Source organism: Arthrobacter sp. AG258, from assembly GCF_004364695.1.
In the GTDB taxonomy this organism is placed as follows: domain Bacteria; phylum Actinomycetota; class Actinomycetes; order Actinomycetales; family Micrococcaceae; genus Arthrobacter.
The window spans coordinates 133,670-159,175 of sequence record NZ_SOBI01000002.1 but is presented as its reverse complement, the minus strand read 5'-3'; the positions used below and the strand labels follow the sequence as shown (position 1 = coordinate 159,175).

The following is a 25,506-nucleotide window of genomic DNA, read 5'->3' as shown; positions in this document are numbered from 1 at the left end:
AGACCCCGTGGACATCACGTCCACGGGGTCTTCTCGTGTCTGACTGGCTGGCAGTCCCGTATGAGTCCTACAGCCGTCCGCCCTTCAGGCGCAGCGCCCGGTACTCCTCGATCGTCTCCGGCGGCCGTCCGTACTTTGGCGCATATGTCTCGACGAAATCGATCTCGGCCCAGGTGTCCCGGTGCCGGACCCGCGACCTGGCCAGCACCGCAAGCGCAGTTACTGAAACGACCACGTTGGCCAGCCACCACAAGATGGCGATGAGGACCGCCGCCTGGACCAGTCCCCGTTCGGAGGAGCCCGTCTGTGCTGCCACGGCCGCCAGGGCCGTTGAACTACCCAAAGCCATGCACCCGAGCAGGAGCCCTGCCGCCCAACCCTCCGTCGGCACCCGCCGGCGCACCAGATCAGCGGGGCTGTCGCGATCGCGGACCAGCCGCAGCGCCTCGCGCAGGAATAACACAGCAGCCATCGCGGCCAGGCAGTTCACCGCCAGCTCGCGCGCTCCCTCGAGCCACCAGCGCCCCGAGTGCCACCAGCCCAGCGGAAACTCGTCGCGCGCCTTGCCTCGCAGATTCATCCGGTCCATCCTTTCCCCCGTGGCAGGCAAAGGGCGGCGCACCCCTTGTCGGAGTGCGCCGCCCTCATCACCAACGATCAGTTCTTCGGGTCCTCAGCCGGCTTCCTCCGCGACACGGGATCGTCCGTGCGCTTCGGAGCCGGATCCGCCGTCCGCCGCGGCTGGGCCGGAGCCGGCTGCGACGGCTTCGGGGCCGGGGCCGGGGCCTTCGGAGCCTGAGCCGCCGGTGCCGGTCGACGTCCGCTGCGTGGAGCCGGCTGGACACCCTGGCTGCCCTGAGCGCCTCCGGTAACCCGGCCACCGACACGGGGCTGGGTAGGAGCCGGAGCAGGAGCCGGGGCCTGCGGACGCTGACCGGACTGGCCCTGCGCCTGCGCCGGAGCGCCGGTGCGGGGCTGGACCGGAGCCCGGTGGGCACTGCCCTGGCCGGTCGGAGCCTGGACCGGAGCCTGCGGGCTGCGGCGCTGGCTGCCGCTGGCCTGCGGGATACCCGGTCCTGCCTGCACAGCACGGGAGCCGGAACCCGCGTTGGCCTGCGGCTGCTGGCCTTCGGCGGCCCGCGTCGCCCGGGTGCCCGGAATCCCCGGGACCGCTGCGACGACGGGGTTCACCTGCGCGGGCCCGACGGTGCCAGCGGTGAAGCGCGGGCCCTGGCCCGAGGAGGCAGGAGCCGCCTGCTGTCCGGTGCCGAACTGCGTCGGTGCCGACTGGCCGGCGTCCGCCTTGCGGCCACGGCTGGTGTGCGCACCGCTATCGGTGCCGCCCGTGAGCCCGTCCCGCTTCTGGCCCTGACCCTGGCCATGGCCCGGCTGCCCGGTACCAGGAGCACCCTGCGCGCCGCCGAGCCCGAAGCTCGTCTGGCCGCCGGTGGCCTGGCCGCCCCGCGAGGAGGGACCCTGGCCGGTGCTGTAGCCGAGGTTCGACAGGCCGCCCTTGCCGCTCAGGGTCTGAGCAGTCTCCTTGTCGGAGCGGGAGCTCCCCGCCTTGCCGCCCGTGAGCTGCAGAGGACCGCCCTTGTCGCCGGGACCCTCGGGACCACCAGCGGACGGGCCGCGGCCGCCGCTGTCACCACCACCGCCGGGAACCGGACCGGGGCCGGCGGGGCTGCCGCCGTCGGGGCCGGCTTCCGGACCGTCGTTCGGACCGGCGGCCAGGGCCAGCGCGCCCTTCCCGGCAGCAAGCGACTTCTGCTCACCGTTCAGGCCGCCGGCGTTGGTCGACGAGCCCTTGCTGCCACCGGGGGTGCCGCCGGGCTTCGTGGCCCCGCTGCCGCCGAGCTTGCCGCCGACGCCGGAGGCGAGCTTGTTACCCATGGCCATGCCCGCTCCGGCCCCGGCTCCCGCAGCCAGCGCGGGGAGCATGCCGCTCTTGTCCGGCTTCGGTGCGGTGTTGGTCTCGAGGAACTTGTCCACGAGCTTGGTGAACACCTCGTCCATCGCCTGCAGCACGACCTTGCGCACCCGCAGGAGCGCCAAGGTGATGCCGATGATCAGCAGCGAGGAGATCAGGGTCAGGATGACCACAATGATCCCGCCGAGCATGCCTGAGCCCCACAGGCCGTCCTGGGACACCCAGGCCGACACCGGTCCGGAGATGATGTCCGGGATGGAGATCAGCAGCTCCGAGACGAACTGGTAGATGAACAGCGTCACCAGCACCTCGAGGATCAGTGCGACGGAGTAGACGATCACCTTGCTGATCGCGGCGATCGCGCCCAGCGTGGCGAACGGCACCGCGGCCACGAGGCTGAAGGTGCGCTTGACCGCGCCCACCAGCATGCCGATGGCGTACCAGAAGCCGAGCAGGACCATGCTGCCCAACACGACGCCGGCGTTCTGCCAGTACATGAACTTCGCCGGGCCCGTGCCGACCTGGCTGACCGCCATGTGGTCCTCGCGGGTCAGGCCGCTGGTGACGTTGTTCGAGCTGTACATCGTCATCGAGTCGGGGCCGAAGCCGGTGTTCAGGTAGTTGTACGCCGACAGCGCCGACATGTTGCAGGAGACCGGGGCGTTGTCCGCCCAGACCGAGAACCCACAGCCGTGCTTGGTGCCCTGGGTCGAGAAGCTCGTCGTGTTCCCGCCCGGGTTCGAGGAGGTCAGGCCCTTGCCGCCGGCCGCCAGCACCGGGTGGTTGGTCGGGATGTAGTCCGACTCGCCGTGCCCGCCGAAGTTGTCGCTGTCACCGTAGGACTTCTTGTCGATGAACCACTCCTTCTTCACATCGCTGTTGACCGGCAGGTTGGTAATCGCGCTCTTGATGCCCGACTCGAAGTCCGACGCCGATGTAATCTGGCCCGAGATGTAGCTGTTGAGCATGCCGAAGGTCTCGCCCACGGCGTTGAAGTCGCCCGCCGGGCTGCCCTCCATGCCGACCAGGCTGTTCTTCCAGGCCGTCTCGGCATTGGTCGCACCGGGGCCCACGCTGATGTCGCGGAAGGTCGAACCGTGCGCCTGCTTGTTGATCGCCAGTGCCGTCGTGCGCACCGACATCATCGCGTTGTTGCTGGCCTGGCCGTTGTCCCAGGCGATAACGGCCTCATCGGGAACGCCGAGACGGTCGTTCATCATCCAGGCCTCGAAGTCCACGTACGTGGAGAGCACCACACGGGTCGGGCCGGCGTGCTGGCCCAGCAGCGAGTCATCGAACTTGTCCAGGACGCCGGTGTACATCGAACCCATCAGCGGAAGGCCCACGCCAATGAAGACGACGCGCACGACGAGCTTCTTGATCGCCGAGCCGCGGTCCATCTTCTTGAACAGCACCAGGCCAATAATCAGGAATCCGATGAAGAGCGGGACCAGCGCCTCCCAGGCGATGGACTGCAGCAGGCCGTACCAGCTTGCGATCCAGTGCTGCAGGCCCGCCAGGGCACCGCCGCCGGCCTGGCCACCGGTCATCCCGTCGGCGAGGTCCTGCTGGTGCGCGCTGTTCGTATTGCCGCCGGAGTCCGCGACGCCTGCGACCGCCTGGTAGAACCACATGAACGGGTTCAGCACCTTCAGCAGCTGGATGATGAGATAGAACAGCGTGCCCACGGCCAGCGCCATCGCGTAGAGCAGCCAGATCGCGCCGCCGCCGATGAGCGACAGGATCTGTCCACCGATGCCCGAGGACATCGTGTCCAGGCCGAGGTCGGCGTTGGCCGCGCCGAAGTGGGCGTAGTCCACCATGCCGGAGTAGACGTTCTTGCCGCTGCCGCTGGCTGTCGCATTCAGCGTGTCGTACCCGATGGTCTGCGTGGAGCCCGTCGCCTCGGCGAAGAGCCAGCCGACTACGTTGAAGAGGCTGAATTCGGAGTCGGCGTAGCCGAGCATGTCGCCGCCCGTCGCCGGGTCGGCGGTGATCGCCCGCCAGTCCTCGTTCATCCGATCCTCGGGCTTGTCCTTGCCTTCGGGGGAGTTCTCCTGACTGAAGTACGTCGAGGCATTCGACGCCAGCTGGTACAGCGAGTAATTGTCGCGGTCCTCGTCGTCGGCAGCGTGCGCCGATGGCGCGAACACCGTCATCAGCAGCGGCACAACCAGTGCCACGAGCAGCGACAGAGCCAGGACGCGCACCAGCCCGCCCCGGGCAGTCGCCGCGGCTCGGGCCCGCGCCGCGAGCGTGATGGTCCCGTTCATCTTTCCCTTCCTGTCTGTCGTGTCCGTGATGGCCGTCATGACTTGCCCAGCTTCCGCGGGGCGGTCCCGGCCTTCTTCATGGCCTTCCTGCGGTCGGCCCGCCCCACCTGGTCCTCAGAGCGGTCCTCCTCGGACTCGACGCCCTGGCGGGCGCTGGTGAGCTTCGCGCCGGGTGCCGGCTTGTCCTTCATCAGCTGGTCCATCCGGGCCGCCTCGTCGGCCTTGGCGGCCTCCAGGCGAACCTGCCTGCGCTGGGCCTCGCGGAAGGGGTTGATCCCCAGCGCGAGGTCGAGGTGGAAGACCACGTTCGACACGTCCCGGCGAAGGTAGGTAAGGTTCTCGCCCTTGGTCGTGATGAGCTGGGCGAGGTCCGGCGGGATCTGCTGGTGCAGCTGCTTCTGGTACTCCGCCACCGTGCGGTCGCGCATCGGCCCGAAGAGCGTGTAGTCCGCGGCGTCGAACTTGTTGAAGTCCGAGTCCGCGAGCATCTTGTCGACGTCGTTGTAGCTGTAGACCACGCGGCCGCCGCGCTCGTGCATGTGGTCGAACTGGTCGCGCAGGTACTTCTTGACGCGGTCGTCAATCTGCTCGGTGCCGTGGATCACCACGGTGTCCCCGAGCCCGAGCTTGCCGACGGCGAAGCCGACGATGTTGACCAGCTGGGCCATGGCCACGCCCTTGCCGCGGCGCATCAGCCGCGAGAAGTCGTAGACCACGCGCCGGGCATCCCGGACCCCGTCCACGGCCGATGCCGTGTGGTTGTTGAACAGGTCGCCGTTCGTGCTGAGCATCGTGTTCGCGATGCCGCGCAGCACGTTGTACGCGCGCAGCTGGTCGGGGTCGGTCTTGCTTGAGTTCAGCAGGGCTTTGTGCGCGGTGTCGAGGTACGAGACGAACATCTGCAGCCGCGGCACCTGCTGGTGCGGGATGTTGACCACGCGCAGGCGGTGCCGCTGGTCCTTGGCGTTGTGCCGCCACATGCCCTGCTCGACGTAGAAGTCGGTCGCCGTGTCCTCCAGCGCGGAGCGGATGATCGAGCCGATTGCCCCGTCCGTGGTCTCGTAGAGCTGCTCAAACATCAGCTTGAGCTTCTCCATCTGCGCGGCGAAGACCGTCAGTTCGTCGTCCTCGTCGCCGAACAGCTCGAAGGGGTTGACGTCACCGCGGTTCAGGTCCACGCGCGAGGTCAGCCGCTCGAAGTTCGGGCCGAGCTTGTCCAGGTCCGCCCCGTCCAGCACGAGGTGGACCACCGAGCGGTTGCCGAGCATGCAGGCCTGCGAGATCTTCGAGCACCACATGTTCGACACACGCTGGCGGTCCAGGTACTCGCTCAGGGTCGCGTCTGCCACGACAACGTGGTGCTCGTACCGGTTCACGTCCATGAGTACGGCCGAGTTGTTGACGTCGCCGACCATGTAGCCGACGTACTCGCCGCCCCGGTCGTTCAGGCCGTTAGTCACCAGCGAGTACGAACCCGCGAGCTCGGTCGAGGTGAAGTGGAAGCCCTTGCCGCGCTTCTTCTCGTTGTTCTTGAACAGGCCCGAGAGTTCCTGGCGCTGCTCGCCGGCGTACGCCGCAGCCTTCAGCGTGCCGAAGCGGTCGATGTACAGCCGCGTGACGCGGTCGACCGAGTCGTCCAGCGTCTCCAGGTCCGGAGCCTTGAGAAACAGGCGGTTGTGCACCGACAGGTAGCTCGCGCCGTCCTGGATCTCGCCGATGGTGACCTCAAGGTCGGAGGAGATCTTGGCGGCCTTGCGCTTGGAGGAGGTCGTGCCGGTCTCCTCCTGCTCGTTCGCGTCAAGGCGGTCGAGCTTCTCCGACTGCTTGGTGAACGAATCCACCCACTTCTCGTCCATCCGGCGCACCTGCTCCAGGACGACCGCGGTGACGCGCTCGTCGAGCCCGTCCGGGATCCGGTCGATGCCCCAGAACGCGGCGAAGTTGTCGTGCGCGGCGTCGTCGTGGAAGAACGCGAGCACGCACGCCACGGAACCGTCGACCTCGAAGTAGTCGGAGCGGAAGACGTACTTCTCCCGAGGCTTGAGCGCCAGCAGGTGCGGATACGAGTCGAACCGCCCCTCCAGCTTCTTCATCTCCTGGCGGCGCTGCCACCAGTTCTTCTTCGGCTCGGCCACCTCGGCCGGCTCAGCGGCGACCGCCGGCGCGGTCACCTCGGACGGCTCCGCCGTCCCGTCCGTGGCGGGATCGCCGTCGAGAGCGGCCTCCAGTTCATCCACGCCCGGCACGGCCGTCGCGTCCCCGCCCCGGGGCTTCTTCCCCGGAATGCCCAGCTGCGCGCGGGCCTTCGTCATCAGCGCCATGTCACCCTTCGTCCTTCCTTTGTTCGTCCAGCTCGGCCCGGTCAGTTCAGTGAGGCCTTGAGAGAGTGCAGGTCGTCCTCGATGCCCTGGTAGAAGACCCGCAGCATGGGCTCGGTCTCCTCGCGGTCGAGGACCGTAGCCTCCTTGATCATCAGCGCGGACCCCTCGACCTCGGACTGCAGCACCATGTGCGCCCGGCGCAGAGCGTCAGCGCTCTTGCCCTTGAGCAGCAGGTACTGGTGGATCGAGGTGAACTTGCCACCGACGTGCTGCGTGAGGATGTCATACTGCTCGTTCTGCAGCTCGATCAGGTCAGGGTCGCGGACCTCGAGGGCGTGGTTGCGGTGCTCGAGCGAGGCCACCTGGTGGTAAATCCGCTGCGGCTCCTTCGTGGTGACGAAGGACCACTCGCAGTTCGTGTCGATCTTGCGCCAGAAGGCGTCGACCCGGTCCAGGATGCCGATGCGGTCCTCGTCGAAGAGCAGGTACGACGCTGAGCCCACGACCAGGTAGACCTGCCCCTCACCGCCGTCGGAGAAGTGGATCCGGCCGTCCTCCTCGATGCCGTCGATGCCGACGATCGAGTAGAAGTCGCTCGGGTCCGAGCTGCGGCGGGTGAAGACGTTGCGTGCCCGGGACGGGGCGTACGCCAGCAGGGCGGGCACGTTCATCGCCCGCAGCTCCTTGGTCTTGGTCATGCCGCCGAAGTAGACGATCAGTGCCAGGCCCCAGATGACGAAGAGCGTGATGAACACCGGACCCGAGCTCGCCACGAAGGTCTGCGTCACCGCCCACAGCAGCGCCAGCGCGCCCCCGCCGAAGAAGAACAGCTGCTTGATGGGGGAGGGCTTCGCCGCCCAGCCGCCCTTGCTGAGCGTGATCTCGTGGTCGAGGAACGACCTGTTGAGGCTCGTCGGCACCTTGTACGACATCTTCGCCATGAATCTCTCCCTGCTGCCACCACTGATTTGTCTGTGCCTGTCCGAATGCCCTCATAGACGAGGGATACATGACTACTCTACCTTAGATAGACCTATCGAATCGAGCGTGACTGACGCAAGAATGGCACCGCCCAACGGACTCGGACGTGCGATCCGATGCCGTCGGGCGGTGCCGTGGCGTGCTGATGTACGTGGACGGACAGTCTATCGGACTGACCTCCGAATAATCATTCAGGAACGAGTCTGCGCAACCTCAGCCGAAGGAGGGGACGAGCTTCCTCTTGCCGCCCTCGTCCTTCCAGGCCAAGGTCGCGTCGAACTTCTTTCCCTTGCTCGAGGTGAAGCCCGTACCCTTGATCGTCTTGCCCGCGGCCAGTGCCGCGAGCTGATCGTCGGTGAAGGCAACCCCGCACCAGCTCTTCGGCGGGGAGTCCAGGGAGGCCTCGAAGTCAGGCACGATCTTCTTACCCTCACCCTTCTTCTCCTCGCGGAAGAAGACCTTGCACTGGAAGCGGTTGCCCTTCTTTGAGACGAAGTCGCTGGACTCGACGCCCTCGCCAGCCATGAGGAGGTCGATCTCCTCGGGCGTAAAGGTGTAGTGGCACCAGGACGCCGGCGGCAGAGCGTTGCCGCTGGCGTCGCGGCGGCCGAAGCCGAGCTTCTGGAACCCGACGAACTTCCGGCCCTTGAAGGTGCCCTCGCCAAGCTCGCCGAAGACCTCATAGGCCTTGCCCGTGGTGCTCTTCGCCGAAAACTCGATCGTCTCCCCGGCCAGCAGCCGGGCGACCTCGTCGTCGGTGAAGCGGTGGCCGCCCCACTCACGCGCGAACACCACATCCTTGCCCGTCTTGGCCCAGGTGCCCTGCGCCCGCTCCTTCCGGGTGACGGCCTCCTCCTTGAGCCCCAGTGCGGAGCGCATCGTCGCGGCGTTCTTCTGCATGGTCGCGATGTCCTCGCGCACCCAGTCGGCCACGACCGCGAGGCGCTCCTCTGCGCTCGGGCCGGTGCCTGCGGCAATCTCCTTCATATCGGCATAGACCTTCTCGGTCAGCGCCAGGTCGCCGATCCGGGTGCCCGGAAGCAGCCGCCAGCTCATGTCCCCGGCCTCGGCGAGGGTGAGCTTGCGGCCCTTCTCCAGCAGCAGCGGGTACTTCGTCTTCGTCGAGGTCACCTCGGAGTACGTCGAGGTCCGGGTGGCACCCGTGCCCACGTCGCGCTTCTCCAGCTGCTTCATCAGCCACTTCATGCTCGGGTGCTCGGGGCGCTTGTTCGCACCCTCGAAGACGAAGGGCTCAGCGTTGGTGCCCAGGCCCTTGGCCGACTCGTTCTCGTCGCCCTCGGCGGTGTCGTCGCCGGCGTCCGGATCGAACACCGCCTTCCAGCCTGCCGACATGGGCACGTTGGCGATGCCCACGAAGTCCGGATAGTCCTTGACGTGGCCCTTCTGCTGCTCGTAGACGTAGTCCTCGGCGATCATCGCCAGGTAGTTCTTGCCCAGCGTCTCGTAGATCAGGCGGCCGGCCTTGCCGAAGCGCTGCTCGACCTCGTCCAGTGAAGCGGGCACCTTCGGGCCCGGCCGGTTCGCACCGTGCGCGCCCTGGGGCTTGACGTGCGTCTTGCGCGGCTGGCGGTGCGTCAGGAGCTTCACGTCCACACCCACGACCCCGGCAATCTTGTCCACCAGGGGCGCGAGCTCGTCGAACTGCTCGGGCGTGATCGTCACGTCGGCAGTGCGCGGGTAGCTGACGGCCTGGGCCTCGTACATGGACTGGTAGGTCGAAAGCACGAGCTGGGCCTTGATCCCCTTGCCCACCAGGAGCGAGGACAGTGCGGCCAGGTCCAGCAGCTTCGGTGGCGCGGTCTGCTTCGTCGCCTTGCCGTCGAGCACGACGGGGGAGGGGCCGTACTGGTTCGTCACCTGGTCCTTCTGGTCGAACCGCGGCTCCTCCGGGTTCGTGTACATCACGTCGTTCTCGTCACGGAACCGGTTCTGGAAGAACGGCTTCTTGACGTAGTCGTTGTACGCCTTCAGCTGGTCGCCGACGAGCTTGACCATCGCCGACTTCAACCGGCCCTGGCGCAGCACCGTGTCCTGCCCGGACTGGCGGGCCATGTTCGTGGCGATGCGGGTGAACTGCATCGAGAGCAGGTCGAACTGTGAGCGGTAGCGCGCCTTGCGGTACTCGTCGAAGTCCAGGAGTGACGGAATGACCTTGCGCGCGGCGAAGGCCTTCTGCAGCGAGGCCGGAGCCTCATCAGTGAAGTACATGCGCGACCACTTGCCCGGCTTCAGCCCCAACTCGAGGAAGGCATTGACCGCGATCATGCCGCCCTCGCCCGTGGGGTCGACGTCGGTGGCGATCACGATCTCGTCGCACTTGCACAGGGTCCGCTTCACGTCCGCGGCGACAGAGCTCGCGTTCTTGATCACCTCCAGGCTCCAGTCCAGCTGCTGAGGGTCCCAGGGCAGGTTGCCCAGGTCCCAGGTCCGGTACTTCCCGGCCACGTCCGGATCCGCCACCATCCGGTGCGGATCGACGAACTCGTACAGGTGCCCCCGGGCGTGGGCGATGACGAACTGCTCCCCGTTGTACGTGCCGTTCATGCCGCCGAGGGCTGCAGCGAAGTGCCGCGCCGCGCTCGGCTTCTCGGTGAGGATCCCGACAACCATCATGACTCCCTTTCGTCGGTGACTCATAAACCAGTCGACTCATAAATCAGTCACAAGTCTATCGACAGAACGAGTCGAATGGCGAGTCAGAGCGAGTCGCCCAGCGAGTCGAGTGGGAGCGGCGAGGGCCCGCGCCGGCACGCCGGTCAGAGAGGGCCTGGATCATTCACGACGACCCCGGATCGAGGTAACGTCTATAGAGTCGCCACCCGCTCACGCCCGACCCAGGAGCACGAATCCCATGGCCCTCGACCACGCTTTCCTGCGCACACCACAGGACTTCAGCAGCATGCTCATCGAGATGCAGGAAGGCAGCTGGCCGCCGGACGAGGCGGACATCATCCGTATCGCCCAGGGGTGCTCGATGCTGATCGAGTGCATCGACGCCTGGGAGAGCGCCACGCACGGCAAGAACGTCTTCGACGTCGCCCGCGGAGAGATTTGCACGGCCGACGTACGGCGGCTCCTCGCCCAGGAGGTCTCACTGAGCTACGAGGGCGACGTCGCGGTGCTGCTGGTGCCGCCTGCGGACGAACGTGTGCGCGTGGAAATCCGGGCCGACGTCGACGAATACCAGGGCCTGCTGCGCCGTCCGGAGATGGTCCTGGATTGGGAGCAGGATGGCAAGCAGCACGAGCACTACATCTCCCTCAAGCCCAAAGGCGCGCACTGGTACATGCTGTCGCAGCTGCGCGACGACATGAAGGAAGGCCGGCTCACCGTCCGGTCGTAGCGGCCAGGCCGTGGGCCTCCTTGCAGCCTCTGGAATGAAAATCAGCCCGTTGCCTGATGGCAACGGGCTGATCGTTTCGACTACAGAGGGGCGCAGGTCAGCGGCCCAGGTTCACGGGACGGCCGGTTTCGCCATTCCGACGCGCCGGAGAGCCGCATTCACTGCGGCGATTCTTCTTCAGTATCGTTGGCACTGCCTGTCAACTCTGCGCGTCGGGCCTCAAACAGCATTTCATTGATTGCGAACTCCGCGTTCCCTGACCACGCTTCGCTGCCGAATGCAGTGATGTCGTAGTACTCGGGGATGCCGTCGCCTTCCGGATCGGTAAAGCCAACCCCAAGGTCGTCGCATTTCAGCATGACCTTCCGCTCGCCATACGAAGCCGTCAACTCCCAGTTGCCGAAGTAACTGCCGTAAAGGGTGAGATCCAAGGGGACCCCGGCAACGTCTACCAGCAGATTGGAGGATTGACTCCTCCTCTGTTCCGGCCAAGACGCCAGACCATCAAGTTCGACGGTGATCCCCGGGACCAGAGTAAGAGCATCCATGACGTTGTCCAGCGCGTCACTTTGCTCCCTCCAGCCACTTCCACCTGCATCGACATAGCAATTTGTCACCAGCGCATCCTCAGCTGACGTGGACCCCGCGGGCAGGGAAATATCCGCTCGCAGAAGGGCCCTTGGAACAGTTGCTTCCCGCGTCCTGGTGCTTCCACGGCTCCACGGAGATTCCAGAAGACCTGCGATCCTCACCTCCGCAAGATAGAAGGCCGTGAACGTCAATGCAGTGGCGTCCTGCTTGGTGTGGTTGAGTCCGACGAGTTTGGCCGAGGCGGCATCGACGTCGAACGAAAGGGAGGAAATATCGTCGGGTACCAGATCCTCCCAGTCACCCATATTCCCTTCGCTGATCGTGACGTCCCGCAACAGAACATTGCCCTCGTAGGCAAGCCGCAGAGCCAAGCTGAGCCCGTCGGCATCACTTGGAACTGAACCAAATATCTTTTCGGTGGCCCTCCTGAGATCGCTGAAGATGTGGGGACCTTCGGTCCCGAGCCACTGCTGATAGGCGGTGCGGGTGTCCTTATCTGCCGAGACAACTACATACTCCAGGTCCCGGCTTCGCCCCTCATGGATGTACGCCCGGAGGTGAGCACTGTCGGCTGCGCCGGTTTTTACCTCACTCTTTCGTTTGGCCGGTCCTTCCAGCAGGATCTGGTCACGAAGAGCTTCATGGGCAAAATCTGCGGTACTGAGGACACGGATGCTGGACCCCAAGGATGTGATGACCCCGCTCAGGTCCAGCGCGATGTCTTTGGCTGTCTTTTCATCCGGGACCTCCACCGAAAACCCGGCACTGTGAAGCTTCTTTGTCGCAGCCCGGAGTGATACGTGGTGGCCGTGTAGGTGCTGGCCCCATTCCCAGATAACGGTGTCCGTTACCCAGATTTCAATGCGCCCGTGCTTATCAGCGCGGGAACAAAGAGACCTCAGTGTTTCCATGCCGGGCGCTTCGGCGAAGATGTTTGTGTCGAGCGCGATTGCTCCGACGCGGCTGAAGTTCGGATCGGACCCGGCAGCAGTTTCCATGCCCTGATCGTCGGGCAAAGTTCACCGATTCGACAAATTGTCCCGTCACAAGCCACCCTTTTTACGGTTCGCGGAGACGCACCCCAGGACCGTTCGCTGTATTCCAGTGCGTCACGGCGCTCATCGGATCGGCCGCCCTTCCCGCTCGCGCTCGAGCTTCGCCTGCTTCTTCGTCGCCTCCCGCACCCGGTCCCGGACGAAGACCGCGTCCTTGTGCGTGATCGGAGCCTCGTGGACATTGTGCGAGCCGCGCAGGAAGTTGCTCGTGCGGTCCGCGATCGAGTACGCGAGTGCCTGCTCGATCGCCGCGCTGGTCTCCTTTACCTCACCCAGCTGCCCGTGCAGCGCGGCCAGGCCCTGGGTCTGCTCACGGCCCCTCCGCTCCAGGGATTCCATGCGCGCCGCGATGCTGCCCAGCAGCGGATCACGGGAGCGGAACAGCTGCGCCGCGCGCCGGGTGGCAGCATCAGTCGCCAGTCCAAGGTCGAGCTGGGCCAGCAGAAAGGCCGTGACCAGGCTTGCCTGGCTCAACCGCTCGGCGAACTCGCGGGCTGCCGTGTCGCCGACACCGAGCTCACGGACGGCCGCTGAGCGCAGCTGCTCCCGCAGCGCGCCGACGATTGCCTCGGGCAGGGCCCGGACGGCAGGCTGGCTCTTCACGCCGTCGAGCCGGAAGCCGCTCTGTGGCAACGACTCGCTGCCCTCGTCCCCTCCGCCGGAGCCGCCCCTGGCCGCCGCAGACTGCACGGCCTCCTGATGGTCGGTGTGCTGGAGCGGGACGGGCGGGAGGAGGTTGGCATCTTCCGGCGGCGACACCGGGAGGGCCGCGGGGTGTGCTTCGGCGTCTGCGTCGTCGTGCACCTGCGGCATCGCTGCTTTGTCCACGGCGACGGCGTCGCTCTGGGCCGGGGGAGTGGCGCTGCCTGCTCCCGAGCCTCCACGCTGGCCGGCACCGGTGTCCCGGTCAAGGTTCTCGGCGCTCTGCTGCGGGGCCTCATCCTTCTCCGGCGTGTCCTGCTCCGGCTCCGCCGGCTGTGCCCCTTCCTGGGCCCGCTTCAGGCCCTCGCTCCCGCCGGTCCGGTACGCATCGAGGAAGGACGTGTCGACGTCCATCAGCTCGTCGGTGGACGGCATGATCTCGTTCAGCCCCTGGCTCACGTCAGCTCCCCGTTCTCCTCGTCCAGCAGATAGTTGTCGCCCCTGGTCAGCCCGAGCAGGGAATCGAAGCCCATGGTCACGACCCGCTCGAGGTTGGCGTTGTTCGTCGAAAGCGCCTTGAGCTCGTCGACGACCTGGTTGATACGCGCGGTGAGCAGATCAGGGATGTCGAAGTCGAGATTCTCGCGCCGGATCTTCTCGGCGATCGCCTCGGCGTAGTACTCGTTGGCGGAGGGGTAGCCGCGCCGCTGCGCCCAGTACTCCGCCCGCTGCTTCTCGTCCGAGGACAGGCGGGTAAAGACCCGCTCCCTGCGGTCGCTGCCGTTCTGGTCGATGCTCGGTCCACCGGACCTGGTCGCAGCCCGCGCAGCGGGAGGCGCAGCCTTCGGCTCGTCGACGACGGTCATGTCTGGCCTCTCCTGTCATATTCGACTGATGTACGAGTCCATTCTAACGTCATTCGATTGTCTGTCACGAATGATTGGGCAATGACTTGTGACAGACCTTTGCGGAGAGGTCGGGCAGAGAGGTGGAGTCATCTGCGTCACCCGGTCAGCGCCTGATCGCGTGTCCCAGGCGGCCTCGGTTCCTCGACCCCAAGGCCGGGGCCGCTGAACGTTGGTTCGCACCTCCCGTTCGTGCGAAAAAGAGAAGGCCCCGACGCGCATGAAGCGCACCGGGGCCTTTATTCCTGCCCGCAGTCCCAGAGCCCAGGCCTGTCCGGTCCGCCCGGCAGTTGCTCCACGTTGCGTGCCGTTCCCGCCCGGGCGTACGATTCCATCGAACATATGTTCGAAAAGGAAGTGGACATGCAGGCCTCGCAGCCAGAACCGTTGGCGCTCGACGAGCCGCTGATACTCCCGTTCGCGCCGGAAGCCGTCGCCTGCGGCTTCCCCAGCCCTGCAGAGGGATATTGGTCCGGGGACCTTGATCTTGTCCAGCACCTGGTCCGGGACCCAACATGTACATTTGTCTGGCGTGCAGCCGGCCATTCCATGACCGGAGCCGGAATCAATGACGGCGACCTGCTGCTCGTGGACCGGGGGATCGATCCCGTTCCGGGCAAGATCGTGATCGCCGTCGTTGACGGCGAATACACCGTCAAGCGGCTGGACGTCATCCAGGGACGTACCGTTCTCGTGGCAGAGAACCTTGACTATGCGGACGTCGTTCTCCACGAACACACCGAGATGTCAGTCTGGGGCGTGGTCACATGGATTCTGTCTCCTGCGAAAACCAAACGTGGTGTCAGACCCCGCCTATAGTCTCCAGCCGTGGCAATGACGACTCTCACCCCAGCATCCGATCAAATCGCTCTCGTAGACTGCGTCTCCTTTTACGCCAACGCGGAGCGCGTCTTCGACCCCACGCTGCATGACCGGCCGACCCTTGTCCTCTCGAACAATGACGGCTGTGTGGTTGCCGCGTGCCCGCTGGTGAAGGAGCTCGATCCTGACATCATGGGCAAGCCGTGGTTCAAGATCCGCGGCTGGTGCCAGGCCAAGGGCGTCGAAGCCAGGTCATCGAACTATGAGCTCTATGGCTCGCTGAGTGCACGGGTTGCCACCATTCTGGGCCGCTTCAGTGCGTGGCAGGAAGTGTATTCGATCGACGAAAGCTGGCTGAAGCTGCGGGGCGCTCCTGAAGAACTCGAATCACGGGGACAGGAGATCCGACGGACTGTCCTCCAGCTGACCGGAATTCCTGTCCGCGTCGCGATCGGTCCCACGAAGACCCTCGCCAAGGTAGCGGCTCTCGGCATCAAGAAAAACCCCGCGTTCAATGGAGTTCTCGATCTCCGGCGGTTTTCGGAGGAGCAGCTTGACCGGATCCTTGACTCCCTCCATGTGACTGACCTCTGGGGCGTCGCCGGGCGTAACGGCAAGCGCCTGGCTGCGCTCGGCATCCACACGGCCAGAGAACTGCGTGACGCTGATGCCAAATGGCTCCGCAAACGGTTCTCCGTCGTCATGGAAAGAACCATCCTGGAGCTGCGCGGGCAAAAATGTATCGGGCTGGAGACCCAGCCGCCGGCTGCCAAGGACCAGCTGATCTATTCCAGGAGCTTCTCGCGCAAGCTTACGGACCCTGACGAGATGCATCAGGTTCTGTCGATCTACGCCCAGCGGGTCTCAGCCCGTCTTCGGGCCCAGGGGTCCGTCGCCGGCGTGCTCTCGGTGTGGGCTTCGACCGGCTGGGCCGACGAAGGAACCGTCCCGCATTCAGCCCACCGGGCTGTTCCGCTGGCCATGCCGACCGATGACCCGATCGCGCTTACGAAAGCTGCCAGTGTGATCCTGCCTGATCTGTTTCCGACCGCCGGTATCCGCTACGCCCGTGCAGGAGTTGTACTCACGGGACTGCGCGCGAGTGACGGCGTTCAGTTCCTACCTGTGTTCCAATCCGAATTCGAAGATCGGGGAGTAGGGAAGGTACTTGACGAAATCACGAGAAAGCTCGGCGCGCAGGCAGTGGGTGTGGGCCTGGGTGGCATGAAGACCCCGCCGGCGTGGGAGATGAAGCGCGCCATGCTCTCGAAGCGCTGCACGACCCACTGGGACGAGCTGCCGGTCGCTGTGGCATAGCGGGGTAAGGGAAGCGCAGGACCTCAACAGCACCCGCGCCGGCAGCAAACTCGAGCAGCGACCTGCCACATTAAAGCGCGGCTTCGAGTTCCTCCGAGGAATACCCGAACATGTAATCCTCATCCTTACCGTGTGAGGCCCAGATCTGAGCTGCATCGTAAACACTCAGCGCCTCGCTGTCGTCATCGTCATCGTCATCGTCATCTAGACCGTAGCGACACTCAAGGCAGTACATCTCGGAGTAAACAAACTTTTTCACCAGGGGCGTCCCACAGTTGGGGCACGGGGGCGTTTCACCCTCGTAGACATCGATCTCGTCCCAGCTTTTTTCCTTCTTCGCAAGGAAATCAAAGATACCCAAAGGCCCTACCGTCCCAATACGTCCCGCCGAAGCCGTTTCTGATATGACATAAACCGCTGACGACAAGCACAACCGCAATTTTCGACACGGTCAGTATCGCATGCGCCTGTTAGGTACTACCTCCACGCGAGTAAGGCGATACCTGGACGAACTTTGTCTCGGTGCCGCCGGGACCGTAGTGCTGCACGCGCTGGTGCCCGCTGACATTATGCTCGGTCGGAGACTTTCTGCTGGCCTCCTCGCCGATGCCCTCGAAAGCCGCCTCCGTGAACTCAGGGATTTTCTCCCAGACCGCCGCGCTGACCTGCTTGAATGCTTCGGGCGACCTCAGTGTCAACAACGTGACCGCGCCAGCAGCCGCAAGAGCGCCAACGGCGAGACCTGTCTTGAAAGCCGGATGATCCTTGATCCGCTGCCAGCGGGTCGGGCCCTGGCTCATATCCTGCTCGCAGGCTCCGGCGGCCTCAGGGTTGGGCACTTCAATGGGCTCAGACTGGACTGACTTGTCCTTGGGCTGCTGAAGACGTGATGGATTGAGCGGCTGCGCCCGATCGAACGGGCCTTCTTGATCATGACCGGGCACTCAGGCAGTCTAGCCTTTACCGGCAATCCCAGTCTCGCTCCGGTCTTAGGCAGGCTACTCACTGCGCATGCTGTTACTTGACAGCTTTCTCTTCTCCAACGGACAGAGGACGGCCGGGCAGGGCTCTATGCTCAGAGCTATGGAGGTTGAATTGACCATTGAAGATGCCCAGGGCGAAATGATGCGCGTCAGCGCGACAGGCCCCGACTATGGCACCACCCTGGCCGCGGCGAAGGCCAAAATCCCGGAAGGATCCCGGATGATCATCATTCGCGTTCCGGACCGTGAGGTGTAACCGTTTCAGTATGCTCCTCCGCCCGGATACCCTGCTGAATTCACCTGGCCCCTTCCCAGCAAGGTCCTGGTCCGGCCTGAAGCAAGCAGTCCGGAATCAGGAAGCACCAGCCATACAACCAAGACAGCGCCCGTCAAGGTTGGTCATTGCCAGGTCTGGCCACACCAGCAACGGCCCTCTTTGTGTTCCTGGATGACCAGGACCCGTTCCTCGCCGAGCAGAATGATGTCTTCGTAGCTGAGCATGCCTCCAGTGCAGCATCGGTTGCCGACTGCCGATAGGGGAGTCCTGACGTATGTGGAAAACCGCAGGGACGATCAAGCTCGTTCCGGTATGCCCAGCCGCCTCGATCCGGTGGCCTTCAACCTCCGTCCGAACCGGGCCTATCATGAGGGAGGGGGACACCTATTGGCCGCTTGTCGGGACAGGTCATGGCACCACACAACGCGAATAGGCGGGACAACCGCATCCCTGGAATTGCAACATTGCGCCCCGGGCACCGCATCAGGGAAATACGCCAGGACCTCCATGACCGACACCCTGCCCGGGCCCGCTACCAGGTCATTGCTGCGCAGCATTCGGTCGCCGGCGGGGCACCACTTGTGCCCCCGGCCTCGGATGAATACCAGATCCGTCTCTACACGCGGTCCCGCAGCGGAGACGTAAGGGTGCGACTCGCCGCGGTCAGGGAGGCCATAGCAACCTCGCCATATGTCTGGGAGGACCTCGCCGACGATTGCGTGCGGGAATGGGTTGAGCCTTCGATTGAGGACGATGTGCTGTTGTCGGCTGCACTGGTGTCTCTGGGAACTTTGAGCGCCGAGGAACGCCCTTATTTGGGCAAGTTCGTGGTCGAGGAGATCTACGAGATTCTGACAAGTGCAGAAGCGGAATACTGGCACCGGGCCGTATCCGGCAGACGGCGGCACTGACCGAATCAGCCTGGTTCCGAGATCCTAAGCTCTCAGAGCGGACCAAACATTGTTCTTGAACCTATGAAGCATGGGCCTCTCGGCTGAACTCTGCAAGAATCACGGCATGGTCGACCGCACTGCGTCCGATGAGCACTACGTGCTTGACCTGTGCGACGGCGTCCTCGGCATGAGCAGCTGTCGCCAAGCGACGTTCGATTGGCTCCGCGGCGACCCGTCCCCTTTGCGACCCCTCGGCACCAAGCTACCCGTGGACGGCTTTTGGTCCGATCTTAAGCTCGTAGTCGAGTTCCAGGAGGAGCAGCATTCGAAACCGTCACCGTTCTTCGATCGGCGGCAGACCGTCTCTGGTGTCGGTCGCGGCGAGCAACGTCGCCTCTACGACGAACGCAAGCGCCTTCTTATCCCCGAACATGGATTGAAGCTCATTGTGATCGAGAAGTCCGCGTTCATCGTCAAGTCGAAGCGGATCCGGCGCGACCCGACGAGGGACATTGCCGTGGTGCGCGCGCACCTCGGCAATGCGCAGCCAAAACGGCTCTAGTGCCGACGTCGCCATCGAAGTGCTGTGACGCGGACTCCGCTCTGGAATGCTGCCATCTGGGTCTTGCTATGACTTCGGCAGCTTTGTGACCAGGAAAAGAAGAACCGGTGCGAGTATGCACCGGTTCTTCTTTTTTGATCGGTAGAAGCCAATCAACGGCAGGACGAAAAGCCGCGATGGATGAGCCTCAGACGTTGGCGCTGGCCGTGCAGTCCACGAGTGCCGAGGTGAAGTCCTTCGACTTCCAGATCTTCTTGTCCTCGTCCTTCGGCAGGAAGTCCGAGATCGATCCGGCCCCTATTGGTGCGCCGCCGGCGAGGAAGCGCAGCGTCTCCTGCGAGAACCCCGCCTGGAAGACGACGCCCGCCAGGCAAGCGCCCGAGGCTGCATAGGTCTTCTTCTGATCCTCGTTCAGCGCATAGGCGGAGAACGTCGAAACGAGCCCCGCGGTCAGCTGCGAGGAGGAGCTGATGCTCGTGCCCTGGGGCACCGGGAACTTCGGCGTGAGATCCGGCTGCCGGGCTTGGGGGAGCTCCTGTCCCTGATTCGGCGGCACGTAGACCTGATCCTTGCCGTCCTTGCCGTCCTTGCCGGTCGTGGCATCCGGGGCCGGGGTCGGCGGGATCACCGCGTCGACGCAAACGTCGAACTTGTCGCCCAGCTCAGGGGAGAGCATGATCGCGGCGTCCATCGCGCTGACCTCGCGCAGGCCATTTGCCACCGCGGCGATGTCGTCGCTGCCCTTGCCCACGATGTAGGCCTGCGCGGCGTCCGAGAGCTTCTTGTCTTGGGCGGCGCGGACCAGGCACGCGCCGCCGTCGGTGCTCTTGGCCCCGGTGCCCTGGAACACGAGCCGGTCCAGCGCCTTGCCGAGGTCCTCGCTCGTCACCTTCGCCGCGCTGGTGCTCGGGCTCGGCGACGGCTGCGCCGTCTCTGAGCCGGCGGAGCATCCGGCGAGCAGGCTGCCCAGCACCGCCAGTGCGGCGGCGGACAATGCCGCCTTCCTCGTCATCGGGGTCTTCATCGCCATGGCCTCTCCTGTCGGGTCGATGTCTGCGCCGGATGGCACAGAGCCCGCATCCGACTGGTCTTCCAGTACATCTTATCCGATAGACCAATCGAATGGTCTATCGGATGATGCGCGAAGAGCGACACAAAAGACGGCTGACAGAAGGTCTGCGCCAGGCCCTGGCGATGCCTGGTATCGCCAGGGGGCAGCTGGGCTGGGAGGGATCAACGGAGTTGATCCGGACGGGTGCTCGACGCGTCCCGAGCGCGTCACCCGGTCCCTGGGTGGGCCGGGTCGGGACGGCATGCCGCGCCCGGACGACGCCGACCCGAGAGAGGGACTGCCAATGACCCGGACGACTGTGCCGACGGACCTGATGCCGCGCTGCCAGATCGCGGACCCGCAGGTGCAGGAGCACCTGCCGTGCCAGCACCACGAGAGCGGCGGCGTCCAGTGCGAGAACCCCGATCCGCACACGGACGATCACTGGATTTCGGAGCACACAATTTCCCACGCGCTGGCCGGAAACGGCTACGCCTGCACGGCATTCGACCCCGCAGAGCCGGCCCGAACCTTCCAAGGGTCTGTCCAGACCTACACCGAACAGCAGATGGTCGACGCGCTCCTGCGCTGCGCTGCGGACCGGGACAGCCTCCCGCGCAACGACTACATCCGCCGCAGACACGACGACGAACCATCCGCGCCGCTGCTGGAGCGCCGGTTCGGCTCCTGGAATGCAGCCCTGGAGAGAGCCGGCCTGAACACCACCGAGCAGCCGCTGCACTTCCAGGGCGTGACCACGAAGTGGACCGAGGAGATGATCCTCGACGCCCTGCGCGAGTGCTGGATCAAGACCGGCTCCATCGCCGTGCTCGCCTACGAGGCCTGGCGCACCGGCGGCACCGACGGCATCTGCCGGACCCATGTCCCGCCGGCAGCCACCATCCGGTTCCGGATGGGCAGCTGGTCGCGGGCCACGCAGCTCGCCGTGGGCTGAGCCGGCGGCCCTGGCGCGGGTGGCTGCCATCCCGCTCATCCCACTGACCGCACACAGACCGAAGGACTCCATCATGACGATCGCCCGCCCCTCCATGACGTCATCGACGACGCACCGCCGTCGGACGCCATCGCACAGCAGATCCAACTGCAGGCCGCCGCTGCGCTCCTGCCCGAACAGGAGTGGTGCGGCGGCTGCACCCCCGGGGACGATCCGGTGCCCGACGTCGAGGGCGGCATCCCTGGCATGCCGCAGGACGTCGTCCTGCGCATGACGGAGCCGCTGCCGCTGCCCGCGGACTGGAAGGCCGCCTGGGGCCCGGCCCCGCTCTACGACATCGCGTACCTCGCCTGTGGGCACACCGTTGCCCGCCGGGCCTCCTGACCCGGGGCAGGGATACAGCGACGCAGCGCAGCTGCGCCGGGGGACTCATCGACTGAACCATCGACCAGTGAAGGAGCGTCCCGCTCATGCCCATGACACCACTGCAGAGCTGGGCCCTCATCGTGCTCCTCGCCGTCTTTGTGCTCGGGCTCATCTGCCTCTACGCCGAGGCCGAGGCTGCGCTCCGGCGCAGACATACAGACAAGGTGGCAGCACAGCAGCCGCAGGCCGAGGAGGCAAACAGCTCACTCGTTCCCATTCCTATACCCACCGCCCGCCCGACCCTTCGTCTCATCCAGGGGCAGGGCCAGGGCTCCGCGAGGTCCCGTCGCGGTCCCGCCGAGGTCTACGACTGGGCCCGCCGGGGAATCTAAAGAGACCCCTTCCGGCCCCTGGCCTCCTGCGGGGCTGGGTCAAGACTTCATGCGGCCCACCGCCGCACCACGAACAGCCCCGGGCCGTCGCGAGAAGCGCCGGACACACCGTTCCTGCCGCAGCCCGGCAACGAAGCCACGGCGGCCCGGGGTCAACAACCATTCACCTGCCCGTGCAGGCATCGAAAGCGAGAAGAACCATGGACCAGACCATCGCACCGCCCGTCATCAGGCACAGCGTCGCCGTCGACTTCGGCGTCATCGAGCTCACGGGCACCCTTCAGCACGCCGACGCCCAGCGCAGCCTCATACTCCTGACCGACGAGGCCCCCGAGCGCATCTCGGTGAACCTCGAGGCATATGGCCTCGTAGCCGGCCCGGGGCGGGTGTTCATCAAGGACTGGTCGGAACACGCTGGCCTGGCCGAGCGCCTGCAGGATGCGGGGCTCGTCCGCATTATGCGCTCCGTGACCGTCGGCCCGTTCGCCTCCACCGCCCACGAGGTCGAGGTGACGCTCTGATGGCCGCGGACACCCATGCGCTGAGCGTCCTGAAAGTGAACACCGGCCACCTCGAGAAGATCGAACAGCTCCAGGGGCGGATGCTCGCCCTCGGCGAGGAACAGCTGGAGGTCGAGCGCCGCCAGCTCGAGGCCCAGGACACGCAGAACGTCCTCGCCTGGCTGCAGCTGCAGCAGGCCCAGGGACATACACCCGACCCGACGCTCATGGACCTGGTCCGCCGGCGGCTGCGGATCTGAAGCAGACAGGAGAAACGCCATGGACAACATCATCGAGAGCACCGGAGTCCTCATCACCACTCTTGCCTTCATGATCTGCCTCGCGTGGCTGGGCTGGTTGCTGTTCCGGCGACGGTTCCCGAACCGGGACGGGCAGATCGCGTACCTGGAGGAGGACTACCGGCGGGCCTGCGAGAGCGGAGACGTGGCCGCGGCCGATCAGATCGAGGCCGAACTCTGGGATCTGGGAGCAGCACCGGGCTGGCCTGGGGCCGGGCGTACCGGGTTCGATCAGCGCAGCTGATGCGGGACCCGTGATGCAAGGGCATCTGGGATCAACGCAGTTGATCCGGAAGGAGCACTGAGGAGCGCTCGATCAGCACAGCTGATCCGAGTCTTCATTCGAAAGATCATCGTCTGATCAGCACAGCTGATCCGGATGGGGGTCTGAGAGACAACCGAACACTTCAACTCACCATCGCGCGCGGAGCAGGGACACTGCCCGCGCGTTTCGTGCACAACGAGGAGAAACACTCATGTCGAACCCCCGCAACTCCGCCACCGTCATCGGCCGCCTGACCAAGGACCCGGTCGTCTTCAACAACCAGGACGGCTCCAAGAAGGTCGCGTTCACCCTGATGGCCGACCACAACTACACCGACAGCCAGGGCAACCGGCGGCGCTGACGCTGTGCCGGTCGAGGCTTTCGTGCGCGCGACCACCAACGGCATCGGCCCGTTCGCGAGCATCCACAAGGGTGACCTCGTGGCCGTGAACCTCAAGCTGCGCCAGGACCGCTACACCAAGAACGGTGTCGAGGTCTTCGAACTCAAGGCAGTCGTCGAGGACATCACGTTCCTCGAGCCCCGCTCGGTGACCCAGGCCCGCGTGAACGAGCGCGTCGCTGCCGCCGAGGCGCAGAACCAGGCCCTGCAGACCCAGCCGGCTCCGGCTCCCGTCGCAGCCGCTGCCGCACCGCAGCCGGCCGTCGCCAGCGCCGTCCACAGCGAGGAGCTGCCCTTCTCCTGAGAAGCGCGCCCCGCACCCAGCACAACCCACAACTGAATAACAACCGAATAGGCGGCTCACGCACGCCGACAGTCCCCGTCCGAGGAGCCTCGGGCTGCTCGGACGGGGATCTGCTTTCGCTGGCCGCCGTCCTGCCCTGCCCCCAACGTCATCAGCCAAGAGAAGGAGTTCCGCCATGCAGATCGTCGCCGACGCGACCGTCGAGGCCACCGATCACGACCAGGCCCTGCACGCAGGGCTCACCGCCGTCGTCGGCTCGGTGATCACGGACCACCCCGGACCGGATGTCGAGGCCATGGTCGACGACGTCGTCACCGCCGTCATCCAGAAGCTGCGCCTTCACGCCAGCCAGGTCTTCGTCGCCGATCACGGCGGCACCCGCCCCGTGGAGCGCTTCCGCACCGTCACCGGGCGGATGGACCTGGAGGACCCGGAATGAGCCTGGTCCAGCAGCTCGAGCCCGCCGCCGAGGTCCAGCCGGCTGCCGGGCTTCCCGCGGCGGCGCGGATCCTCGCCGAGACGTATCCCCGGATCGTCGACTTCGACCCCAGTGGGATGACGATCGAAGAAGTGCACTACTTCCTCGGTGAGTCGGCTGCCGTCGCCTTCTTCCAGTTCCTGGTCCTCACCAAGCGGTGCAAGGCCGCCGTCGGGATCCGGCGCTGAGAGCTTCCGTGCAGAGCGGTTCGATCCCTCCGTGGCTCCGGCCCCACCAGCGCCCCGCGCGCCCTGCCCTGCCCTCCCGGCAGCAGCGGCGTGGCGGGGCGCTGTCTTTTCGTTCAGGTTTCGTTCGTGGCCTGTGTGGAGGGGATCGGCACAGCCGATCCGGATCTGACGACGAAGGACAACGTCCCCGTCCTGCCACACTTCACTGGAGGTCCGCCATGTCTGGTCTCAGCTGCCCCAACGATGGCGCGCCGATGGAGTCCGACGCCCCCGCCACGGCCCGCGAACGGGCCGGCCGGCGCGGTTGCGCCTGCACCCACACCTGCCCGGAGTGCGGCTACTCCGAGATCCGCTGATCACCACCCATCGACCGAGGAGGGGCCATGTCGACCTCCGTGCAGCACCGTCATCACCGCAACCACGACCACACCCTCACCGGCTTCCTGTCCGCCGTCGCAGCGGTCTTCCAGGAGCTGAACGCCGCCGACGACGCCGACGAGCTCGAGCGCCACGTCGGCTGGGTCTCGCACTCGTGCGAGCCGGACTACCAGGTGCTCGTCGAGCTGATCGGCCCCGCGCCGGGCCTCGCCCTGCAGCTGGTCATCGACCTGGACATCGACTCGACGGTCGCCTCCGCGCAGATCGTCGGCACGGCCGATGACGAGTCGTTCACGACGGACGTCGAGGTCGGAGTCCGGTTCCTGTCCCATCTCGTCGAGCACCACCTCGCGCCAGCGGCCAGGCCGTGCGACGGCTGCACGGCTCCGGACTCCCTGCGGGCACCGACCTGGAAGTGAGTGGCGAACGGCTCCTCGTCCCTTTCCTCACAACCCCTCGCCGGCTCCTTCCCGGAACCGGCCCACGGCGCTCTAGCTCAGCGGCAGAGCACTCGGCGTTCTGACTGCCCGCGGTTCGATTCCGCATCAATCCCTGGTCGGGCAGACCCAGGCTACAGGCCCGTTGCAGGGCGACGCACGAGAGGTCACGGGTTCGATCCCCGTGAGCGCCACAGACCCAGGGTCGTACAGGCCCGCGCGATCCATCAGCTGCACCAGCCAGGAGGGCAATGCCATGACCGACACCATCACCCCCGCCTTCCTCGACATCGTCAAAGACGGCGGTCCTGCGGTCCAGGAGGCTCTGTTGCGCTCGACCGAGCGCCACCGCATCCTCGGCGGCAAGAGCGCCCGGATGCTGCGCCGGGGCGACCGGGTCGCGCTGCGCGACCTGAACCCTGATCTGGATGGCGGCACAGCCGTCGTCGAGCAGGTGCGGCCTTCGGTGGGCAGCACTGTCCACATCCTCACCGTCGGCGGTGAGGCCCACCTCGTCCGCGGCTCGCGCCTCGTGCTCGTCGCCCGCGGACCGGAACAACCCTGACCAGCAAGGAAA

The 25,506-nt window shown here is 65.6% G+C and carries 30 protein-coding genes and 1 tRNA gene; 20 read left to right on the top strand and 11 right to left on the bottom strand.

Annotation, left to right across the window (positions count from 1 at the left end; translation table 11 throughout):
* Positions 1-67 precede the first annotated feature (67 nt).
* The 5 genes from DFO47_RS04035 to DFO47_RS04015 form a co-directional block, all read right to left on the bottom strand.
* Positions 68-580: a hypothetical protein gene (locus tag DFO47_RS04035; protein ID WP_133830798.1), complete on the bottom strand. Its 513-nt coding sequence runs from the start codon at positions 578-580 to the stop codon at positions 68-70.
* 77 nt (positions 581-657) lie between these two features.
* Entirely contained in the window at positions 658-4,203 is a 3,546-nt protein-coding gene (locus tag DFO47_RS04030) for a hypothetical protein (RefSeq protein ID WP_208294368.1), read from the bottom strand.
* A gap of 35 nt (positions 4,204-4,238) precedes the next feature.
* Positions 4,239-6,524: a hypothetical protein gene (locus DFO47_RS04025; RefSeq protein WP_133830796.1), complete on the bottom strand. Its 2,286-nt coding sequence runs from the start codon at positions 6,522-6,524 to the stop codon at positions 4,239-4,241.
* A 41-nt stretch (positions 6,525-6,565) separates the two neighbouring features.
* Complete coding sequence (locus DFO47_RS04020) at positions 6,566-7,465, bottom strand: hypothetical protein (RefSeq protein WP_133830795.1); 900 nt, start codon at positions 7,463-7,465, stop codon at positions 6,566-6,568.
* A 253-nt stretch (positions 7,466-7,718) separates the two neighbouring features.
* Positions 7,719-10,139: a type IA DNA topoisomerase gene (locus tag DFO47_RS04015; protein ID WP_208294367.1), complete on the bottom strand. Its 2,421-nt coding sequence runs from the start codon at positions 10,137-10,139 to the stop codon at positions 7,719-7,721.
* Between the two features lie 238 nt (positions 10,140-10,377).
* Here DFO47_RS04015 and DFO47_RS04010 point away from each other — a divergent pair, with 238 nt between their 5' ends.
* Positions 10,378-10,869 carry a hypothetical protein gene (locus tag DFO47_RS04010; protein WP_056387674.1) on the top strand — a complete coding sequence of 164 codons (492 nt, stop codon included), beginning with the start codon at positions 10,378-10,380 and terminating at the stop codon, positions 10,867-10,869.
* A gap of 158 nt (positions 10,870-11,027) precedes the next feature.
* Here the strand turns inward: DFO47_RS04010 and DFO47_RS04005 are convergent, their stop codons facing one another.
* The 3 genes from DFO47_RS04005 to DFO47_RS03995 form a co-directional block, all read right to left on the bottom strand.
* The gene (locus DFO47_RS04005) at positions 11,028-12,458 is read right to left on the bottom strand and encodes a hypothetical protein (RefSeq protein ID WP_133830794.1); all 1,431 of its coding nucleotides are present in this window, start codon (positions 12,456-12,458) and stop codon (positions 11,028-11,030) included.
* Between the two features lie 120 nt (positions 12,459-12,578).
* Positions 12,579-13,616 carry a hypothetical protein gene (locus DFO47_RS04000; protein ID WP_208294366.1) on the bottom strand — a complete coding sequence of 346 codons (1,038 nt, stop codon included), beginning with the start codon at positions 13,614-13,616 and terminating at the stop codon, positions 12,579-12,581.
* Complete coding sequence (locus DFO47_RS03995) at positions 13,613-14,023, bottom strand: hypothetical protein (protein WP_208294365.1); 411 nt, start codon at positions 14,021-14,023, stop codon at positions 13,613-13,615. Before DFO47_RS03995 ends, DFO47_RS04000 begins: the two co-directional genes overlap by 4 nt.
* A 402-nt stretch (positions 14,024-14,425) precedes the next feature.
* Between DFO47_RS03995 and umuD the strand changes: the two genes are divergently transcribed.
* Together umuD and DFO47_RS03985 are read left to right on the top strand one after the other, a co-directional pair.
* Entirely contained in the window at positions 14,426-14,881 is a 456-nt protein-coding gene (umuD, locus tag DFO47_RS03990; protein WP_133830793.1) for a translesion error-prone DNA polymerase V autoproteolytic subunit, read from the top strand.
* 15 nt (positions 14,882-14,896) lie between these two features.
* Complete coding sequence (locus DFO47_RS03985; protein WP_133830792.1) at positions 14,897-16,201, top strand: Y-family DNA polymerase; 1,305 nt, start codon at positions 14,897-14,899, stop codon at positions 16,199-16,201.
* A 70-nt stretch (positions 16,202-16,271) separates the two neighbouring features.
* Here the strand turns inward: DFO47_RS03985 and DFO47_RS03980 are convergent, their stop codons facing one another.
* Positions 16,272-16,562 carry a hypothetical protein gene (locus DFO47_RS03980; protein WP_056387658.1) on the bottom strand — a complete coding sequence of 97 codons (291 nt, stop codon included), beginning with the start codon at positions 16,560-16,562 and terminating at the stop codon, positions 16,272-16,274.
* A gap of 109 nt (positions 16,563-16,671) precedes the next feature.
* Complete coding sequence (locus DFO47_RS03975) at positions 16,672-17,145, bottom strand: hypothetical protein (RefSeq protein WP_133830791.1); 474 nt, start codon at positions 17,143-17,145, stop codon at positions 16,672-16,674.
* Positions 17,146-17,296: 151 nt separating this feature from the next.
* Between DFO47_RS03975 and DFO47_RS21085 the strand changes: the two genes are divergently transcribed.
* From DFO47_RS21085 to DFO47_RS03965, 3 genes are all read left to right on the top strand, one after another.
* On the top strand, positions 17,297-17,440 hold the full coding sequence (locus DFO47_RS21085; RefSeq protein ID WP_156400145.1) for a hypothetical protein: 144 nt from the start codon (positions 17,297-17,299) through the stop codon (positions 17,438-17,440).
* 431 nt (positions 17,441-17,871) lie between these two features.
* Entirely contained in the window at positions 17,872-18,372 is a 501-nt protein-coding gene (locus DFO47_RS03970; RefSeq protein WP_133830790.1) for a hypothetical protein, read from the top strand.
* 106 nt (positions 18,373-18,478) lie between these two features.
* Complete coding sequence (locus DFO47_RS03965) at positions 18,479-18,916, top strand: hypothetical protein (RefSeq protein ID WP_133830789.1); 438 nt, start codon at positions 18,479-18,481, stop codon at positions 18,914-18,916.
* Positions 18,917-19,103: 187 nt separating this feature from the next.
* Here DFO47_RS03965 and DFO47_RS03960 read toward each other — a convergent pair whose 3' ends face one another.
* The gene (locus DFO47_RS03960) at positions 19,104-19,946 is read right to left on the bottom strand and encodes a hypothetical protein (RefSeq protein ID WP_208294364.1); all 843 of its coding nucleotides are present in this window, start codon (positions 19,944-19,946) and stop codon (positions 19,104-19,106) included.
* A gap of 325 nt (positions 19,947-20,271) precedes the next feature.
* On the opposite strand from DFO47_RS03960, the gene DFO47_RS03955 reads away from it, so the two are divergent.
* The 14 genes from DFO47_RS03955 to DFO47_RS03910 all read left to right on the top strand — a co-directional run bounded on the left by DFO47_RS03955 (position 20,272) and on the right by DFO47_RS03910 (position 25,494).
* Positions 20,272-20,922, top strand: coding sequence for a hypothetical protein (locus DFO47_RS03955; protein WP_133830788.1), 651 nt, complete (start codon positions 20,272-20,274; stop codon positions 20,920-20,922).
* Between the two features lie 216 nt (positions 20,923-21,138).
* Entirely contained in the window at positions 21,139-21,306 is a 168-nt protein-coding gene (locus DFO47_RS21080; RefSeq protein ID WP_166651672.1) for a hypothetical protein, read from the top strand.
* Between the two features lie 86 nt (positions 21,307-21,392).
* Entirely contained in the window at positions 21,393-21,680 is a 288-nt protein-coding gene (locus DFO47_RS03950; protein ID WP_133830787.1) for a hypothetical protein, read from the top strand.
* Positions 21,681-21,853: 173 nt separating this feature from the next.
* Positions 21,854-22,201 carry a hypothetical protein gene (locus tag DFO47_RS03945; RefSeq protein ID WP_133830786.1) on the top strand — a complete coding sequence of 116 codons (348 nt, stop codon included), beginning with the start codon at positions 21,854-21,856 and terminating at the stop codon, positions 22,199-22,201.
* The gene (locus DFO47_RS03940) at positions 22,201-22,440 is read left to right on the top strand and encodes a hypothetical protein (protein ID WP_133830785.1); all 240 of its coding nucleotides are present in this window, start codon (positions 22,201-22,203) and stop codon (positions 22,438-22,440) included. Before DFO47_RS03945 ends, DFO47_RS03940 begins: the two co-directional genes overlap by 1 nt.
* A gap of 19 nt (positions 22,441-22,459) precedes the next feature.
* On the top strand, positions 22,460-22,723 hold the full coding sequence (locus DFO47_RS03935) for a hypothetical protein (protein WP_133830784.1): 264 nt from the start codon (positions 22,460-22,462) through the stop codon (positions 22,721-22,723).
* Positions 22,724-22,955: 232 nt separating this feature from the next.
* The gene (locus tag DFO47_RS21075; RefSeq protein WP_166651671.1) at positions 22,956-23,105 is read left to right on the top strand and encodes a single-stranded DNA-binding protein; all 150 of its coding nucleotides are present in this window, start codon (positions 22,956-22,958) and stop codon (positions 23,103-23,105) included.
* A 22-nt stretch (positions 23,106-23,127) separates the two neighbouring features.
* On the top strand, positions 23,128-23,448 hold the full coding sequence (locus tag DFO47_RS03930) for a hypothetical protein (protein ID WP_133830783.1): 321 nt from the start codon (positions 23,128-23,130) through the stop codon (positions 23,446-23,448).
* A gap of 175 nt (positions 23,449-23,623) precedes the next feature.
* Complete coding sequence (locus tag DFO47_RS03925) at positions 23,624-23,887, top strand: hypothetical protein (protein ID WP_133830782.1); 264 nt, start codon at positions 23,624-23,626, stop codon at positions 23,885-23,887.
* The gene (locus DFO47_RS03920) at positions 23,884-24,114 is read left to right on the top strand and encodes a hypothetical protein (protein WP_056387625.1); all 231 of its coding nucleotides are present in this window, start codon (positions 23,884-23,886) and stop codon (positions 24,112-24,114) included. Before DFO47_RS03925 ends, DFO47_RS03920 begins: the two co-directional genes overlap by 4 nt.
* A gap of 218 nt (positions 24,115-24,332) precedes the next feature.
* Positions 24,333-24,470 carry a hypothetical protein gene (locus tag DFO47_RS21070; protein ID WP_156783993.1) on the top strand — a complete coding sequence of 46 codons (138 nt, stop codon included), beginning with the start codon at positions 24,333-24,335 and terminating at the stop codon, positions 24,468-24,470.
* Positions 24,471-24,509: 39 nt separating this feature from the next.
* Positions 24,510-24,911, top strand: coding sequence for a hypothetical protein (locus DFO47_RS03915; RefSeq protein WP_133830781.1), 402 nt, complete (start codon positions 24,510-24,512; stop codon positions 24,909-24,911).
* 66 nt (positions 24,912-24,977) lie between these two features.
* Positions 24,978-25,123: transfer RNA gene (locus DFO47_RS21065), tRNA-OTHER, on the top strand.
* A gap of 62 nt (positions 25,124-25,185) precedes the next feature.
* Positions 25,186-25,494, top strand: a complete 309-nt coding sequence (locus tag DFO47_RS03910) for a hypothetical protein (RefSeq protein WP_071416397.1) — start codon at positions 25,186-25,188, stop codon at positions 25,492-25,494.
* The last annotated feature ends 12 nt before the right edge of the window (positions 25,495-25,506 follow it).

Coding starts and splice junctions, on each gene's coding strand:
- DFO47_RS03965 (WP_133830789.1), top strand. CDS start 18,479: ATGGTCGACCGCACTGCGTCCGATGAGCACTACGTGCTTGACCTGTGC.
- DFO47_RS21075 (WP_166651671.1), top strand. CDS start 22,956: ATGTCGAACCCCCGCAACTCCGCCACCGTCATCGGCCGCCTGACCAAG.
- DFO47_RS04030 (WP_208294368.1), bottom strand. CDS start 4,203: ATGAACGGGACCATCACGCTCGCGGCGCGGGCCCGAGCCGCGGCGACT.
- DFO47_RS04035 (WP_133830798.1), bottom strand. CDS start 580: ATGAATCTGCGAGGCAAGGCGCGCGACGAGTTTCCGCTGGGCTGGTGG.
- DFO47_RS03950 (WP_133830787.1), top strand. CDS start 21,393: ATGCCCATGACACCACTGCAGAGCTGGGCCCTCATCGTGCTCCTCGCC.
- umuD (WP_133830793.1), top strand. CDS start 14,426: ATGCAGGCCTCGCAGCCAGAACCGTTGGCGCTCGACGAGCCGCTGATA.
- DFO47_RS03955 (WP_133830788.1), top strand. CDS start 20,272: ATGACCCGGACGACTGTGCCGACGGACCTGATGCCGCGCTGCCAGATC.
- DFO47_RS03985 (WP_133830792.1), top strand. CDS start 14,897: ATGACGACTCTCACCCCAGCATCCGATCAAATCGCTCTCGTAGACTGC.
- DFO47_RS03960 (WP_208294364.1), bottom strand. CDS start 19,946: ATGGCGATGAAGACCCCGATGACGAGGAAGGCGGCATTGTCCGCCGCC.
- DFO47_RS03970 (WP_133830790.1), top strand. CDS start 17,872: ATGGCACCACACAACGCGAATAGGCGGGACAACCGCATCCCTGGAATT.
- DFO47_RS04010 (WP_056387674.1), top strand. CDS start 10,378: ATGGCCCTCGACCACGCTTTCCTGCGCACACCACAGGACTTCAGCAGC.
- DFO47_RS03940 (WP_133830785.1), top strand. CDS start 22,201: ATGGCCGCGGACACCCATGCGCTGAGCGTCCTGAAAGTGAACACCGGC.
- DFO47_RS04005 (WP_133830794.1), bottom strand. CDS start 12,458: ATGGAAACTGCTGCCGGGTCCGATCCGAACTTCAGCCGCGTCGGAGCA.
- DFO47_RS04025 (WP_133830796.1), bottom strand. CDS start 6,524: ATGGCGCTGATGACGAAGGCCCGCGCGCAGCTGGGCATTCCGGGGAAG.
- DFO47_RS03935 (WP_133830784.1), top strand. CDS start 22,460: ATGGACAACATCATCGAGAGCACCGGAGTCCTCATCACCACTCTTGCC.
- DFO47_RS03925 (WP_133830782.1), top strand. CDS start 23,624: ATGCAGATCGTCGCCGACGCGACCGTCGAGGCCACCGATCACGACCAG.
- DFO47_RS03920 (WP_056387625.1), top strand. CDS start 23,884: ATGAGCCTGGTCCAGCAGCTCGAGCCCGCCGCCGAGGTCCAGCCGGCT.
- DFO47_RS04020 (WP_133830795.1), bottom strand. CDS start 7,465: ATGGCGAAGATGTCGTACAAGGTGCCGACGAGCCTCAACAGGTCGTTC.
- DFO47_RS04015 (WP_208294367.1), bottom strand. CDS start 10,139: ATGATGGTTGTCGGGATCCTCACCGAGAAGCCGAGCGCGGCGCGGCAC.
- DFO47_RS21070 (WP_156783993.1), top strand. CDS start 24,333: ATGTCTGGTCTCAGCTGCCCCAACGATGGCGCGCCGATGGAGTCCGAC.
- DFO47_RS03995 (WP_208294365.1), bottom strand. CDS start 14,023: ATGACCGTCGTCGACGAGCCGAAGGCTGCGCCTCCCGCTGCGCGGGCT.
- DFO47_RS03910 (WP_071416397.1), top strand. CDS start 25,186: ATGACCGACACCATCACCCCCGCCTTCCTCGACATCGTCAAAGACGGC.